The sequence below is a fragment of the Nocardia sp. AB354 genome, from assembly GCF_049538315.1.
GTDB classification, from domain to species: domain Bacteria; phylum Actinomycetota; class Actinomycetes; order Mycobacteriales; family Mycobacteriaceae; genus Nocardia; species Nocardia nova.
Genome location: NZ_JBMVFU010000022.1, coordinates 14,765 through 29,194, shown reverse-complemented (window position 1 = coordinate 29,194; position 14,430 = coordinate 14,765). Strand labels below are relative to the sequence as shown.

Here is a 14,430-nt window from a genome sequence, read left to right as displayed (position 1 = left end):
GCGCTTCACGCGCTGCGGTGCAGAGCTTCCTGCCCGCCGATCACCTCGTGATAGTGCCCCATCAACTCGGTGCAGATCGCGGGCCAAGTGCGGTGCAGCACCGATTTGCGTGCCGCGCCGGCGAATCGGGCTCGCAACGCCGGATCACGAAGCGCCGCAACCGCACTCGGCAGCAGTTCCGCGAAGCGGTCGACGGGAAGCAGATATCCGTTGCGGCAGTGGGCGATCAGATCGCGCGGACCGCCGGCATCGGGTCCGATCACAGGAGTGCCGCAGGCCAGCGCCTCCTGCACGCCCTGGCAGAAGGTCTCGTGCTCGCCCGGGTGAACCATCAGGTCCAGGCTCGCATAGGCCTGGGCGAGTTCGGCGCCGCCGAGTTCGCCGGTGAAGACGGCCGTCGGCAGCAGGCGTTGCAGATGCGCCCGCTCCGGTCCGTCGCCGACCACGACCAGCCGGATATCGGGATCGTTCGCCAGCGCGGCGAGACGTTCGACATGTTTCTCCGGCGCCAACCGGCCGACGAATCCGACCACCAGGCGGTCGCCGTCCGCCCACCGCGCGTGCACGTCGGCGTCGCGTGCGCCGGGTGTGAACCGCACGGCATCCACGCCACGGGCCCAGCGTTGCACGCGGGCGATGCCGTGCCGCTCGAGGTCGTCCATCGCCGCTGTCGAGGGCGCCAGGGTGCGCGCCGCGCGATTGTGGATGCGCCGCGTCCACGCCCACGCCGCCCGGTGTGCCGCGCCCAATCCGTAGCTGGCCGCGAATCCGGCGACATCGGTCTGATACACGGCCACGGCCGGCAGATCCAGGCGCAAGGCGGCCGCCGCACCGCCCGCACCGAGCAGAAACGGCGAGGCCAGATGCACCACATCGGCATCGAAGTCCTCGATCGCCGAGGTCAGCAGCGGTTGCGGCAGGCCCACCGGGAGTGAACTGACCCGGGGCACCATGACCGCCGGCACCCGGATCACCGGAAAGCGGCCGTACGAGCGAGGTGCCGCGGCCTGGCCGCGGGGAGTGTCCGGGGCGATGACGAGCGCATCGTGTCCGTTGCGGTCCAGGTGGGCCAGGACCTGCAGCACGGAGTTCACGACACCGTTCATATTCGGCAGAAACGATTCGGAGACGATCGCTACACGCACACCTGCAGTGTGCAATGCGCGGCACGCCAGGACACCACACCCATGTGACGGATGTGCGAAGTTCGGGCGAACAGCTAGCCGGAGGTGCGCACCGAACGGCGCTCGAAGCGGCGCACCACCAGCAGCACCGGCAGCGCCACCACCCACACCACCACGATCACCGACAGCGCCGGAATGACCGCGACCCGGGCGTCGCGCCCGGCGACCCGGACCAATTCCGGATCGCTGCGGCTGTATTCGACATTGATCCGCTCACCGGCGGTGAGTTTGGTGGGATACAGCACCCCCACCTTCGGATTGTGTGTGACACCGTCCGGCGTCACGTAGGTGACCGCGGAGCGCAGCCGGCCCGCCGACAATACTTCCGCGCTGGTCACGCCCTTGTCGGAGCTGATCAACATGTCGTCGCGCCAGGCCGCCAGCACCAGCAGTACGGCCAGCACGCTCACCGCGGTGGCGATCACCACGAGGGTGATCCGGGTCCGGCGCAGCCGAGGCGAACCGGCAACGGCTCGGTGCTCGCGCGCAGCAGACTCGGTGGTTTCCGACACCGCAACAGGCTATTGCATGCTTCCGATAGCGTGTGCGCTCATGTCCCGAAACTTCCGCTTCACCGTGTCATACACCGTCCCGGTCGAGGAATTGCACCGGGCGCTCACCAGCGACGAATTCTGGCAGGCCCGCTTCGAGGGCGCACAGACCGCGACCATCGAACTGGCGCATCCGAACGGGCCCGGCACCATCCATCTGCGCATGACCGAGACGGCCCGCCAGGATAAGGTTCCAGCCATCGTCCGCAAGGTGCTCAAGGCCGAGCTGGTGCTCGAACGCACCGACGACTGGGGTCCGCTGGAGGGCAATTCCGCCGCGGGCACCTTCTCGGCGACCTCCTCGGGCATCTCCTCCGAGATGACCGGCAAATACCTGCTGCGGGCCGCGGGCACCGGCTCCGAACTGGAGGTCAGCGGCAGCGTGAAGGTGAAGGTGCCGCTGGTCGGCGGGGCCATCGAGCCACTGGCCGAACAGTTGCAGCACCGGGTGGTGAACAGCGAGCGCAAATTCGTCGAGCAATACTTCGCCGCCAAATCCGGGACATAGATCCGGCACATCGCGGAAAGTGGGTGCGAGCAGCGCGGCCGCTCGCACCCGCCGCACGATCGGCTACTGCGCCCCCGGACCGAAAGCGCCGCCGTCGAATTCACGCTGTTCGACCAGGACGAGCCAATTTCCGGAGTTGTCGCGCATCACCGCTTCCACGCCGTACGGGCGCTCGGCGGGCGGCTGCACGAAGTCGACGCCCTTGGCGGTGAGCTCCTCGTAGGCCTTCTGGCAGTCCTCGGTGCGCAGTCCCAGCGCGCCCATGGTGCCGTTGCCGAGTGAGCGGCGGATCGCCTCGGCCATCGTCTCGTCGAGCGGCGGCCCCGGCACCATCAGCGTCACCTCGAGTTCGGGGTGATCCGGTTGGGCCACGGTGACCCAGCGGAAACCGTTGTCGCCCATGGAGATATCGGCGGTTTCCACGAAGCCCAGCTTGTCGATGTACCACTGCTTGGCCGCGGACTGATCGGTCACATACACGGTGACCAGCGATACGTTGGTGATGGTCGTCATGAGCTCAGGCTATGAGCCCGCGGCGCCCGCCGGCTTCTCCGAAATTGCGCCACCGGGATCGGGCGCGGGCTCCGGCGGTTTCCGATCGGAGAGCCCGTGCATGAACACATAACACCCCGGAATGCGCGGGACTCCGTCCGCCGCGAATTTCGCCTGATAGGCCGACGGCGTCATCCCCACCAGTTCGGTGAATTTGCGGCTGAACGAGCCCAGGCTGGTGTACCCGACCAGCATGCACGCCTCGGTCACGGTGATGTTGGTGGCGCGCAACAGGTCCTGCGCGCGTTCGATGCGCCGCTCGGCCAGATACAGCGCGGGGGTGCGGCCGTAGGTGGCGGCGAAACAGCGCAGGAAATGATATTTCGACACCCCCGCGGTCGCGGCCAGCTCGTCCACGTCGAGGGGACGGGCGTATTCGCGATCCACCAGATCCCGCGCCCGGCGCAGATGCGGCAGCAGGTCCTCCGGCACCGACGGCGTTCGATCGCGACGCGGACGCGCCCCGCCGCGGTCGTTCTCGCTGCGACTGTCCACGCTGCCTCCTGCCCGCCCGTCGGCGCCGCGTATCGCTAGCTGAACGGCGCCGGATCGTCGAAACGCAGCGATGCCCGGCCCGCCGCCCGCCAGGCCCTGGCAGTGAGGTCGGCATCCTCCTCGTCGACGAGATTGCCCATCACCCGCACGGCCGTGCGCTGCAGCAGCGCCGAGCGCATCACCGGCGGTCCGCCGGTCGGCACCATCCGCGGGTGGGTGGCCAGCGCCGCGATCCGGCGGGCCACCGAGAAGGTGCGCCCGTAGCGGGCCCGCAGCAGATCCGGCCACACCGTGGTCAGATCCGGTTCGCCGAGCAGTCCGGACAGCAGATGCCCGCCCTCGAGCCCGTAGTCGATGCCCTCGCCGTTGAGCGGATTCACACATCCGGCGGCATCGCCCACCAGCACCCAGTTGCGGCCCGCGATATTGGACACCGCCCCGCCCATCGGCAGCAGCGCCGAGGCGACGGCCCGCGCCTCGCCCTCGAACTGCCACTCCGGCCGGCGCAGCGAAACATAATGCTGCAGAAGCGGTTTCAGCGCGATATGCGAAGGCCGGCGTTCGGTGGCCAGTGAGCCGACGCCGATGTTGACCTCGCCGTTGCCGAGCGGGAACACCCAGCCGTAGCCGGGCACCAGACCGCCTTCGGCATCACGCAATTCCAGATGCGACGTGATCCATTCGTCGTCGCTGCGGGCGGAGCGGATGTAGGCGCGTGCGGCCACGCCGTAGGCGAAGCGGCGATGCCAGACGCGGCCCAGCAACTTCCCGACCGGCGAGCGCACCCCGTCGGCGACGATGAGGATGTCGCAGCGGATTTTCCGCGCGCCCGATTCGGTCTGCACGGTGACACCGGTGACCCGATCGTCCGTGCGCGCCACATCGACCACCCGCACTCCGTCGACCATGCGCGCACCCCATTTGACCGCGGTCTCGCGCAGTTTGTCGTCGAGTTCGGTTCGGGGAACGGCACTTCCGTAGGTGGGAAAGGACCCGCCCGGCCAGGGCAGCAGTGCCTCCCGGCCGAATCCGGCCATCCGCAGGCCCCGGTTGACGGTATGCGCGCGCAGCCAATCGCCGAGCCCGAGCGCCTCCAGTTCCGCGGTGGCGCGCGGCGTCAATCCGTCGCCGCAGGTCTTGTCCCGGGGGAAGACCGCGGAATCGGTGAGCAATACCTCGCGCCCCGCCCGCGCCGCCCACGCCGCCGCCGCCGAACCGGCCGGTCCCGCACCCACCACCAGCACCTCGACGTGCTCGGGCAGGACGGTGCCGCCCTCCCGTTCCGGTGCTGTCGAACCGCCGTGAGCTGAACCCATAGCCCAATAGTGGCAGAGGTGCAGCTCCCGGTTCGCTCGGGCGGCTTTTGGGCCGAGCCGATCGGTAGGGGCCGGGAGACCACTACCCGGGTGAGCGCTGAAGAGATTCCGTCGAACCAGGTAGCCGCTGCCGACTTCTGGGTATGCACTTCCGGGACGGTGCTCCAATCCAGTTTTCGGCCCGCCTCGATTTCGGACCGACGGAGCGAGGGAGCGCAGCGACTGAGCGGAGGAGGGAAAAATCGAGGCCCAAGGGGCCGAAAACCCGCCGGAGCGAAGCGGAGGCCACAGGCAGAGTGACGGTGTTCATGGGAGCGGGGAGGGCAACACGCTAGGTTCTTCGGTGTGGGGACGGACGCGGCATTGGGAGAAGACATGAGTGCATCGGCTGTGAGCGATGAAAGCACCGTGGTTGCCGGGGTCGATCTCGGCGATCCCGAGCTCGCGGCGACCGTGCGCAACGGGCTCGACGAGGTGGAGAAGCTGCTGGTCAGCGAGCTCTCCGATGGGGAGGACTTCCTGCTGGAAGCCGCGCTGCACCTGGCGCGCGCCGGCGGTAAGCGGTTCCGGCCGCTGTTCACCATCCTCACCGGCCAGCTCGGCCCGCGCCCGACCGACCCCGATCTGATCACCGCCGGCACGGTGGTGGAACTGGTGCATCTGGCCACGCTCTACCACGACGACGTGATGGACGAGGCGTCCATGCGCCGCGGCGCCCCCAGTGTGAACTCCCGATGGGGCAACAGCATCGCCATCCTCTCCGGCGACTACCTCTTCGCACACGCCTCGCGGCTGGTGTCCACCCTCGGCCCGGACGCGGTGCGCATCATCGCCGAGACCTTCGCCGAACTGGTCACCGGTCAGATGCGGGAAACCTTGGGCGCCAAGAAATCTCAGGATCCGGTCGAACACTATCTGCGGGTGGTGTGGGAGAAGACCGGCTCGCTGATCGCCGCGTCGGGGCGCTTCGGCGGCACCTTCTCCGGCGGGAGCCTCGACGACGTCGAGCGGCTGGCACGCCTGGGCGACGCCGTCGGCACCGCTTTCCAGATCTCCGACGACATCATCGACATCTCCTCGGTATCCGAGCAGTCCGGTAAGACGCCAGGCACCGACCTGCGCGAGGGTGTGCACACCCTGCCGGTGCTGTACGCGCTGCGCGACGAGGGCGCCGAGGGCGACCGGCTGCGCACGCTGCTGGCCCGGCCGCTGGAATCCGACGACGAGGTCGCCGAGGCGCTGGAACTGCTCTCGCGCTCGCGAGGCATGGTGCTGGCCAAGCAGAAGCTGCAGGGCTACGCCGATATCGCGCACGCCGAACTCTCGGCCCTGCCGCAGGGCCCGGCCAACGACGCGCTGGAACGCCTGGTCCGATACACCATCGAGCGGGTCGGCTGAGCCTTCCGTCGCGGCGGCCGACGGGGTGCCCGGACAGCCGGTTCGCGCTGGTGTGATCGATATCGCAGCGCGGAGAGCCGGACCGCGGGCGGAACCCGAGTTCGCCGCCGATCGTTGATCCGACATGCATGGTTACGCGAACGGTTTGAAGACCTTCGGGCTGATGGTGGGCCTGTCGGCACTGATCGTGTTCGCAGGTGCGATGTTCCGCAACCCCACGATTCTGATCATCGCCATCCTGCTGGCCGTGGGCATGAACGCCTACGCCTATTTCAGCAGCGACAAGCTGGCCCTGCGGGCCATGCACGCGCAGCCGGTATCCGAACTCGAAGCGCCCGTGATGTACAAGATCGTGCGCGAGCTGGCCACCACCGCGCGCCAGCCCATGCCGCGGCTGTACATCAGCCCGACGAACGCGCCCAACGCGTTCGCCACCGGTCGCAACCCGCGCCATGCGGCGGTGTGCTGTACCAGCGGCATCCTGCAGATCCTCGACGAACGGGAACTGCGCGCGGTCCTCGGCCACGAACTGTCGCATGTCTACAACCGCGACATCCTGATCTCCTCGGTGGCCGGCGCCCTCGCCGCGGTCATCTCCGGCCTCGCCAACCTGGCCTTCTTCGCGAGCATGTTCGGCGGCGGCAGCCGCGACGGTGAAGGCCCGAACATCCTCGGCGTGTTGTTGGTCTCACTGCTGGGCCCGATCGCCGCCACCCTGATCAAACTCGCCGTCTCCCGCTCCCGCGAATACCAGGCCGATCAGGACGGCGCCGAACTCACCGGCGACCCGCTGGCCCTGGCCTCGGCGCTGCGCAAACTCGAACGCGGCACCCAGGCCGCGCCGCTGCCGCCCGAGCCGCAGCTGACCGCGCAGTCACACCTGATGATCGCCAACCCCTTCCGGGCGGGCGACAAGATGGCGCGCTGGTTCTCAACCCACCCGCCCATGGGCGAACGCATCCAGCGCCTCGAGCACATGGCGGGCGGGCCCCGCAGGTACTAGCGGTAGTTGACGAACTGCAGGGCCACGTCCAGATCCGCACCCTTGAGCAGGGCGATGACGGCCTGCAGATCGTCGCGCTTCTTACCGCTGACCCGCAGTTCGTCGCCCTGGATCTGCGCCTTCACACCCTTGGGGCCCTCGTCGCGGATCTTCTTGGCGATCTTCTTCGCGTTCTCCGGGGAGATGCCCTGGACCAGGGTTCCGGTGATCTTGTAGGTCTTGCCGGAGGTGGCCGGCTCGCCCGCGTCGAAGGCCTTCAGCGAGATGTCGCGGCGGATCAGCTTCTCCTTGAACACCTCCAGCGCCGCCTTCACCCGTTCCTCGGATTCGGCCGACAGCACGATCTTCTCTTCACCCGACCACTCGATGCTCGCACCCGTGCCGCGGAAGTCGTAGCGGGTGCTGAGCTCCTTGGCCGCCTGGTTGAGGGCGTTGTCGACCTCCTGCCGGTCGACCTTGCTGACGACATCGAATGACGAATCGGCCACGCTGCGCTCCTGTCTGACGGCTCACATTTCACCCGGAACTCCGGTAGGGAACTTTCTACCCCGGCCGCCGCGCAGCGGTCACGGCACCCCCGCTGGCCAGCCGGTTTGCATCCGGGCGCCCTGGTCGTTGTATTCTGCTCTGCGCGCTGGCAACAGTGCGAAAGGCGGATTGCCCGAGTGGCCAAAGGGAGCTGACTGTAAATCAGCCGCGCAAGCTTCGGAGGTTCGAATCCTTCATCCGCCACCCTCTCAGGGCTCCTCCTACTCGGGAGGAGCCCTCGTCATTTTCGAGGGTGATTTGTGGGGGCCCGGCCCCCACACCCCCACGCCGGGAGGGCTTCGCCCCCCGGACCCCCCTTCCAGCCGGTGGCGTTTCTCGCGTCGGTTGCGTTCCCGAGCGGCCGTTCTCGGTTCTAGCACCGTTCGGGCAACCTCGGGGGATCGTTCGTTCGCGGCGGCGGAGCCGGTGCAGAAAATGCGGCTCTTACCAGCTGGTTTGGTAACTTTGCCGGGGAGTGTGTAACCTCGTTCAAGGCTTCAGCGCCCCGGGTTCGAGGATTCGAGTTCGGAGCGAATGTAGCCATGCCCCCTTAGCTCAGTCGGCAGAGCGTTTCCATGGTAAGGAAAAGGTCAACGGTTCGATTCCGTTAGGGGGCTCGCCGGATTGCCGGTGGTGACCGACTCGGCACTCCACACAGAGCCGAACCTGGTTCCGCCCGCATTGCCGCGCATATGGCGGTGTAGCTCAGGCGGTAGAGCAAACGACTCATAATCGTTGTGTCGCCGGTTCGAGTCCGGCCATCGCTACCCATACTGATTGACCCTCTAGGTTGACCGGAAAGAAGGCATAATCGTGGCCGCGAAGTCCACCGATGTCCGGCCAAAGATCACCTTGGCCTGCGAGCAGTGCAAGCATCGCAACTACATCACCAAGAAGAACCGGCGCAACGACCCGGATCGTCTGGAGCTGAAGAAGTTCTGCCCGAACTGCGGCACCCACCGGGCGCACCGCGAATCTCGCTAGATCTCATCGCGTGCACGCTGCCGCGCGCGAAGTCGGCGCCCGGATTCAGGGAGGTCTGTCGATGACCTTCCCGGATATTCGTGGACCGCGCCGACCCATGCAGCACTCCATGCCGGAGCAGGTTTCCCGACCCGCTCCGGCATTTGCTGTACATGCGGTAGTTTCACGCTCCGCAGACTCCCGGTAGCGGAGTCAGATAGGGACCTACTTTCCGTGACAATCAACACCGGAACCGATGCCGTGGACGCGCAGACCGCCGACAGTGAATCGTTCGACCCCTCGGCCCACGCCGCCGCCATGGTCGGGCACCACTACCGCGTCGACGACTACTACGAGGTCGGGCGCGAGAAGGTGCGCGAGTACGCACGCGCGGTGCAGGACTACCACCCCGCGCACTGGGACGAGAGCGTCGCCCGCGACTACGGCCACGACGGCCTGCTCGCACCGGTGACATTCATCTCCCTGGTCGGCATCCTGGCTCAGCGCAAGCTGTTCGAGCAGGTCGTCACGGGTTACGACCTGAGCCAGATCATGCAGACCGACCAGATCCTGGAATTCCACCGCCCGATCCGGGTCGGCGACCAGCTCACCTGCGACGTCTACCTGCACTCGTTCCGGCAGGCCTTCGGCGGCGACATCATCGTCACCAAGAACATCGTCACGGCGCAGAACGACGAGCTGGTGCTCACCACCTACACCACCCTGGTCGGCCGCAGCGGCGGTGACGTCGATCCCAATATCGCCGACGCGGTCCGCAACATCCTCATGCACGGCATGGGTGAGGCCCCCGACCGTCCCACCGCCGAGCCGCCCATCACCGCGCCCCCGGTGCCGGTGACCACCGTTCCCGAGGTCACCGTCAGCAGCCACACGCGCTCGTTCGACAGCGTGGCCGTCGGCGACGAGCTGCCGACTCGCGTCGTCCGGCTCACCCGCGGCGATCTGGTGAACTACGCCGGCGTCTCCGGTGACGCGAACCCGATCCACTGGAGCGACGAGGTCGTGGCACTCGCCGGCCTGGACAACGTGGTCGCGCACGGCATGCTGACCATGGGCCTGGGCGGCGGATTCGTCACCTCCTGGCTCGGTGATCCGGGCGCGGTGAAGGAATACAACGTGCGGTTCACCAGCCCCGTCTACGTGCCCAGCGATCATCCGGCCGAGGTCGAATACACCGGCAAGGTGAAGTCGGTGGATCCGGAGAACCGCACCGCCGTGATCGCGATCGTCGCCAGATCCGGTGGCCGGAAGATCTTCGGACGTGCGACCGCGACGGTGCAGCTGGCATGATGGTCGGCGGGCCGGTAAGCCGCTTCGCGGTGGCGGACGGCCCGATTGGCTATCCGCCGGGGCGGTAACGTACACTCGGATTTCTGGGGTCGCCAGCCACTGCGCGCTGCTCTGAGGGGCTGGTTCCGGGCGGGTGACCGCCGGGGCCGGCACACCGGCGGAGCGGCGCGCGTGTTGTGTGGCCCCGGGTTGGCACAACTGAATAAGCACCGTGCTGGATGACATTGCGATTCCAGCCGAAGGGGCGTAGCTCAATTGGCAGAGCAGCGGTCTCCAAAACCGCAGGTTGCAGGTTCAAGTCCTGTCGCCCCTGCACTGGATGCCAGCGACGAGAGAGGGTTCACGTGAGCGACGAGCGGGACATTCGCCACGGCGCGCATGCCGCCGATGACGAAGACACCGCTGCGGTCAGCCGGCCGAGTGGTAAGCGGTCGACTCGCCGGGCTCGCGCCGGATCCTCCTCGGACACCGGCTCCGTCGCCACGATCGACCGTGGTGACAGCTCGGATTCGGCATCGCGTAAGGCGTCCAAGTCGGCGGGGAAGAAGAAGACCGCCGAACGCGGTAGGGGCAATCCCTTCAAGCGTCTGGTGAAGTTCCTGCGGGAAGTCATCGCGGAACTGCGCAAGGTGATCTGGCCCAACCGCAAGCAGATGGTCACCTATACAAGCGTTGTCCTGGTGTTCGTGATCTTCATGGTCGCGTACATCAGCGGGTTGGACCTGGCGTTCATCAAGGGTGTCAACTGGCTGTTCGGCTAGCTGACCGGGTGCGTCAGGAGCGGAGCCTGCGGAGCGACCCATGGGCGCTGCTAGCCGTCCGCCACGCGAGGACGGAAACCATCCGCCGGATTCACCTCCGGCGTAGTGGATGTACGTGACGACACAGGAAGCGAGTGCCCAGTGAGCACCCCGGAGAACGGCACAACCGACGAGTTCCCGGTCGACGACGAGGCGGCGGAGACGGCCGTCGACGAGGCGACCGTCTCGGACGGTACCGAGGCGTCCTCCGGCGAAGTCGAGGGCGACACCGATACCGACGAGACCGAGACCGGCGCATCCGCGGAGCCCGCGGCACCGGAAGAGCCTGCCGACCCCGTCGCCGAGATGAAGGCCGCGCTGCGTCGCGCCCCCGGTGACTGGTACGTCATCCACTCCTACGCCGGTTACGAGAACAAGGTGAAGACCAACCTCGAGACCCGCGTGCAGAACCTGGGCCTCGAGGACTACATCTTCCAGGTCGAGGTGCCGACCGAGCAGGTCACCGAGATCAAGAACGGCCAGCGCAAGAACGTGCAGCGCAAGGTGCTGCCCGGTTACATCCTGGTCCGGATGGATCTCAACGACGAATCGTGGGGCGCGGTCCGCAACACCCCCGGCGTCACCGGATTCGTCGGCGCCACCTCCCGTCCGTCGCCGCTGACGATCAACGACGTGGTCAAGTTCCTGGTCCCAGCCGAGCAGCAGCAGAAGAAGCCGGCCGCCGCCGCGGCAGGTGCCGCCGCGTCCACGTCGGAGACCGTCACCGAGGCCGCGTCCAAGCCGGCCATCGAGGTCGACTTCGAGGTCGGCGAGTCGGTCACCGTCATGGACGGCCCGTTCGCGACGCTGCCGGCCAGCATCTCCGAGGTCAACGCCGAACAGCAGAAGCTGAAGGTGCTGGTGTCGATCTTCGGTCGCGAGACCCCGGTCGAACTCGCCTTCACGCAGGTCGCGAAGATCTAAGACTTCCGGGGTTCCGCCCCCGGGACAGGCTTACGGAAGTCCGTAAGGAACCTAAACCAAGGAAAGAAAGATGCCCCCCAAGAAGAAGAAGGTCGCCGGGCTCATCAAGCTCCAGATCCAGGCCGGTGCGGCCAACCCGGCCCCGCCGGTGGGTCCCGCGCTGGGTCAGCACGGCGTCAACATCATGGAGTTCTGCAAGGCGTACAACGCCGCGACCGAGTCGCAGCGCGGCAACGTCATCCCGGTCGAGATCACGGTCTACGAAGACCGCTCGTTCGACTTCAAGCTGAAGACTCCGCCCGCCGCCAAGCTGCTGCTGAAGGCCGCCGGTGTGCAGAAGGGCTCCGCCGAGCCGCACCGCAACAAGGTCGCCACGGTCACCATGGACCAGGTCCGTGAGATCGCCAAGACCAAGCAGGAAGATCTGAACGCCAACGACATCGATCAGGCGGCCAAGATCATCGCGGGTACCGCTCGCTCGATGGGTATCACCGTCGCCGACTGACGGTCCCCGTCTCCGCCGGTGACCGGCGGGATGTGCGTGGGAGGGACGGCCAGTCCCGACAACCACTTCTGACTTACGAACAGGACAGAGAATCATGGCAAAACGAAGCAAGGCTTATCTCGAGGCGGCCGCCAAGGTCGACCGCTCCCAGCTCTACACTCCGCTGTCGGCCACCCGGCTGGCGAAGGAGACCGCGACCACGAAGACCGACGCGACCGTCGAGGTCGCCGTCCGTCTGGGCGTCGACCCCCGCAAGGCCGACCAGATGGTCCGCGGCACCGTCAACCTGCCGCACGGTACCGGTAAGACCGCGCGCGTCATCGTGTTCGCGGCCGGCGAGAAGGCCGCCGAGGCCGAGGCCGCCGGTGCCGACGCCGTGGGCGCCGAGGATCTGATCGAGCGCATCCAGGGCGGCTGGCTGGACTTCGACGCCGCGATCGCCACCCCGGACCAGATGGCCAAGGTCGGCCGCATCGCGCGTGTGCTGGGCCCCCGCGGCCTGATGCCGAACCCGAAGACGGGCACGGTCACCACCGATGTGACCAAGGCCGTCAACGACATCAAGGGCGGCAAGATCAACTTCCGCGTCGACAAGCAGGCCAACCTGCACTTCGTGATCGGCAAGGCCTCCTTCGACGAGAAGAAGCTGGTCGAGAACTACGGCGCCGCGCTGGAGGAGATCCTGCGTGTGAAGCCGTCGACCGCCAAGGGGCGCTACGTCAAGAAGGTGACGATTTCGACGAACACCGGACCGGGCATCCCGGTGGACCCGAACCGCACCCGCAACCTCACCGAAGAGGACGCGTAAGCGTAGGTAGCTTTCGAATCCGAAGGGCCGGTAGGGATTTCCCCGCCGGCCCTTCGGTATTTCGGGAATCGCGGCGGAGCAGAGGCCTGCAGAGACGGCCGATTTTGGGTTTCAGCTGCTCATCCGCTATTCTGTACTGCGGTCGCTGACCAGTTCGGCGATCACCCCCAATCGTTCTACCGAAGACCGTTGGTTGCTGCCGTCAGGCAGTCGAAGGTCCGGCGATATTGCCGGCGGCCCACGCAGGGAGAGCCGAGGTGAGGGACGACATATGAGCCCGTGTGTTCATGTCGAGTTTCCTGTGCGCCCCGGGACCACTCTGCGTCCGGGGCGTTTGCTTTGTCGCCGGGTCGACGTAGCCTCCCCGGGCCCAGCCTCCGTGAGTCGGTAGTTCATCGCAGAACCGACCATCCAGAGAGGAGGCGAAGTATGGCGAAACCAGAGAAGGTCACCGCGGTCGCGGAGATCACCGAGCAGTTCAAGAGCGCTACGGCCACCGTGGTCACGGAATACCGTGGTCTGTCGGTCGGCAGCCTCACCCAGCTGCGTCGTGCGCTGGGCAGCAATGCCACCTACTCCGTCGCCAAGAACACCCTGGTCAAGCGTGCGGCCGCCGAGGCGGGCGTCGAAGGCCTGGATGACTTGTTCGTCGGTCCGACCGCGATCACCTTCATCACCGGTGAGCCGGTCGACGCCGCCAAGGCCCTGAAGACCTTCGCCAAGGACAACAAGGCGCTGGTCATCAAGGGTGGCTACATGGACGGCGCCCCGCTGTCGGTCTCCGAGGTCGAGCGCATCGCCGACCTGGAGTCGCGCGAGGTGCTGCTGGCCAAGCTGGCCGGCGCCATGAAGGGCAACCTGACCAAGGCGGCCGGCCTGTTCGCCGCGCCGGCCGGCCAGGTGGCTCGCCTGTTCGCCGCGCTCGAGGACAAGCAGCGCGCCGCGGGCGGTGCCGAGGCGGCTCCCGCCGCCGACGCCGAATAAGCCGACACGAATAAGTCGACAAACCAACTCTTATCTCCCCGCCGACGCGGGGATGAACTACCGAAAGGAAACACCATGGCCAACGTGGACGAGCTGCTCGAGACCATCGGCAACATGACCCTGCTGGAGCTCTCGGACTTCGTCAAGAAGTTCGAGGAGAAGTTCGAGGTCACCGCCGCCGCTCCGGTCGCGGTTGCCGCTGTCGCCGGTGGCGCTGCCGCCGGTGGCGCCGAGGCCGCCGAGGAGCAGGACGAGTTCGACGTCATCCTCGAGGGTGCCGGCGACAAGAAGATCCAGGTCATCAAGGTCGTGCGCGAGATCGTCTCCGGCCTGGGCCTGAAGGAAGCCAAGGACCTGGTCGAGGGTGCCCCGAAGCCGATCCTGGAGAAGGTCGCCAAGGACGCCGCCGACGCCGCCAAGGCCAAGCTGGAAGAGGCCGGCGCGAAGGTTTCCGTCAAGTAATTGCGGTAATCGAGTCCGGAAAAGAGCGGTCCCGTTGCGGGGCCGCTCTTTTCGCATTTTCGTGGTGAATGTTGTGGACCGCCGCGACCAGCTCATTACCGTCGACATTTCTACCGACCAGTCAGGTAGGGTGTCCTG

The 14,430-nt window shown here is 67.0% G+C and carries 17 protein-coding genes and 4 tRNA genes; 15 read left to right on the top strand and 6 right to left on the bottom strand.

The features are described 5' to 3' along the window. Positions 1-5: 5 nt before the first annotated feature. Both ACPCUW_RS26585 and ACPCUW_RS26580 read right to left on the bottom strand, forming a co-directional pair. The gene (locus tag ACPCUW_RS26585; RefSeq protein WP_423427845.1) at positions 6-1,145 is read right to left on the bottom strand and encodes a glycosyltransferase family 4 protein; all 1,140 of its coding nucleotides are present in this window, start codon (positions 1,143-1,145) and stop codon (positions 6-8) included. A gap of 74 nt (positions 1,146-1,219) precedes the next feature. Continuing rightward, positions 1,220-1,696, bottom strand: coding sequence for a DUF3592 domain-containing protein (locus ACPCUW_RS26580; RefSeq protein WP_064907264.1), 477 nt, complete (start codon positions 1,694-1,696; stop codon positions 1,220-1,222). Between the two features lie 40 nt (positions 1,697-1,736). On the opposite strand from ACPCUW_RS26580, the gene ACPCUW_RS26575 reads away from it, so the two are divergent. Then, positions 1,737-2,243, top strand: a complete 507-nt coding sequence (locus ACPCUW_RS26575; protein WP_063015383.1) for a DUF2505 domain-containing protein — start codon at positions 1,737-1,739, stop codon at positions 2,241-2,243. A 63-nt stretch (positions 2,244-2,306) separates the two neighbouring features. Here the strand turns inward: ACPCUW_RS26575 and ACPCUW_RS26570 are convergent, their stop codons facing one another. From ACPCUW_RS26570 to ACPCUW_RS26560, 3 genes are all read right to left on the bottom strand, one after another. Continuing rightward, positions 2,307-2,756 carry a VOC family protein gene (locus ACPCUW_RS26570; protein ID WP_063026806.1) on the bottom strand — a complete coding sequence of 150 codons (450 nt, stop codon included), beginning with the start codon at positions 2,754-2,756 and terminating at the stop codon, positions 2,307-2,309. Between the two features lie 9 nt (positions 2,757-2,765). Continuing rightward, entirely contained in the window at positions 2,766-3,227 is a 462-nt protein-coding gene (locus ACPCUW_RS26565) for a helix-turn-helix transcriptional regulator (RefSeq protein WP_030516268.1), read from the bottom strand. A 98-nt stretch (positions 3,228-3,325) separates the two neighbouring features. After that, positions 3,326-4,606: a geranylgeranyl reductase family protein gene (locus ACPCUW_RS26560; protein ID WP_423427842.1), complete on the bottom strand. Its 1,281-nt coding sequence runs from the start codon at positions 4,604-4,606 to the stop codon at positions 3,326-3,328. A gap of 375 nt (positions 4,607-4,981) precedes the next feature. Here ACPCUW_RS26560 and ACPCUW_RS26555 point away from each other — a divergent pair, with 375 nt between their 5' ends. Next, positions 4,982-6,004: a polyprenyl synthetase family protein gene (locus tag ACPCUW_RS26555; protein WP_423427840.1), complete on the top strand. Its 1,023-nt coding sequence runs from the start codon at positions 4,982-4,984 to the stop codon at positions 6,002-6,004. Between the two features lie 124 nt (positions 6,005-6,128). Beyond that, entirely contained in the window at positions 6,129-7,007 is an 879-nt protein-coding gene (gene htpX, locus ACPCUW_RS26550) for a zinc metalloprotease HtpX (protein ID WP_104392807.1), read from the top strand. On the opposite strand, the gene ACPCUW_RS26545 is transcribed toward htpX, so the two are convergent. Beyond that, entirely contained in the window at positions 7,004-7,495 is a 492-nt protein-coding gene (locus ACPCUW_RS26545; RefSeq protein ID WP_423427837.1) for a YajQ family cyclic di-GMP-binding protein, read from the bottom strand. The two genes, htpX and ACPCUW_RS26545, sit on opposite strands and share 4 nt — an antisense overlap. 163 nt (positions 7,496-7,658) lie before the next feature. On the opposite strand from ACPCUW_RS26545, the gene ACPCUW_RS26540 reads away from it, so the two are divergent. The 12 genes from ACPCUW_RS26540 to rplL all read left to right on the top strand — a co-directional run bounded on the left by ACPCUW_RS26540 (position 7,659) and on the right by rplL (position 14,292). Then, a tRNA-Tyr gene (locus ACPCUW_RS26540) sits at positions 7,659-7,739 on the top strand. A 340-nt stretch (positions 7,740-8,079) separates the two neighbouring features. Continuing rightward, positions 8,080-8,152 (top strand) — tRNA-Thr (locus ACPCUW_RS26535). Positions 8,153-8,229: 77 nt separating this feature from the next. Continuing rightward, positions 8,230-8,302 (top strand) — tRNA-Met (locus tag ACPCUW_RS26530). Between the two features lie 46 nt (positions 8,303-8,348). Then, positions 8,349-8,519, top strand: coding sequence for a 50S ribosomal protein L33 (gene rpmG, locus ACPCUW_RS26525; protein ID WP_011211653.1), 171 nt, complete (start codon positions 8,349-8,351; stop codon positions 8,517-8,519). Positions 8,520-8,738: 219 nt separating this feature from the next. Then, complete coding sequence (locus ACPCUW_RS26520) at positions 8,739-9,809, top strand: fused (3R)-hydroxyacyl-ACP dehydratase subunits HadA/HadB (RefSeq protein WP_423427953.1); 1,071 nt, start codon at positions 8,739-8,741, stop codon at positions 9,807-9,809. A gap of 240 nt (positions 9,810-10,049) precedes the next feature. Further along, positions 10,050-10,122, top strand: a tRNA-Trp gene (locus tag ACPCUW_RS26515). Between the two features lie 31 nt (positions 10,123-10,153). Next, complete coding sequence (secE, locus tag ACPCUW_RS26510) at positions 10,154-10,570, top strand: preprotein translocase subunit SecE (protein WP_030516274.1); 417 nt, start codon at positions 10,154-10,156, stop codon at positions 10,568-10,570. A gap of 141 nt (positions 10,571-10,711) precedes the next feature. Then, positions 10,712-11,533, top strand: coding sequence for a transcription termination/antitermination protein NusG (gene nusG, locus ACPCUW_RS26505; protein WP_064902346.1), 822 nt, complete (start codon positions 10,712-10,714; stop codon positions 11,531-11,533). A 70-nt stretch (positions 11,534-11,603) separates the two neighbouring features. Beyond that, positions 11,604-12,038, top strand: a complete 435-nt coding sequence (gene rplK / locus ACPCUW_RS26500; protein ID WP_030516276.1) for a 50S ribosomal protein L11 — start codon at positions 11,604-11,606, stop codon at positions 12,036-12,038. 94 nt (positions 12,039-12,132) lie between these two features. Further along, a complete protein-coding gene (gene rplA / locus ACPCUW_RS26495) occupies positions 12,133-12,846 on the top strand; it encodes a 50S ribosomal protein L1 (protein ID WP_030516277.1) in 714 nt (237 codons plus the stop codon). A gap of 429 nt (positions 12,847-13,275) precedes the next feature. After that, on the top strand, positions 13,276-13,830 hold the full coding sequence (gene rplJ / locus ACPCUW_RS26490) for a 50S ribosomal protein L10 (RefSeq protein WP_030516278.1): 555 nt from the start codon (positions 13,276-13,278) through the stop codon (positions 13,828-13,830). A gap of 75 nt (positions 13,831-13,905) precedes the next feature. Beyond that, the gene (gene rplL / locus ACPCUW_RS26485) at positions 13,906-14,292 is read left to right on the top strand and encodes a 50S ribosomal protein L7/L12 (RefSeq protein ID WP_063002280.1); all 387 of its coding nucleotides are present in this window, start codon (positions 13,906-13,908) and stop codon (positions 14,290-14,292) included. The last annotated feature ends 138 nt before the right edge of the window (positions 14,293-14,430 follow it).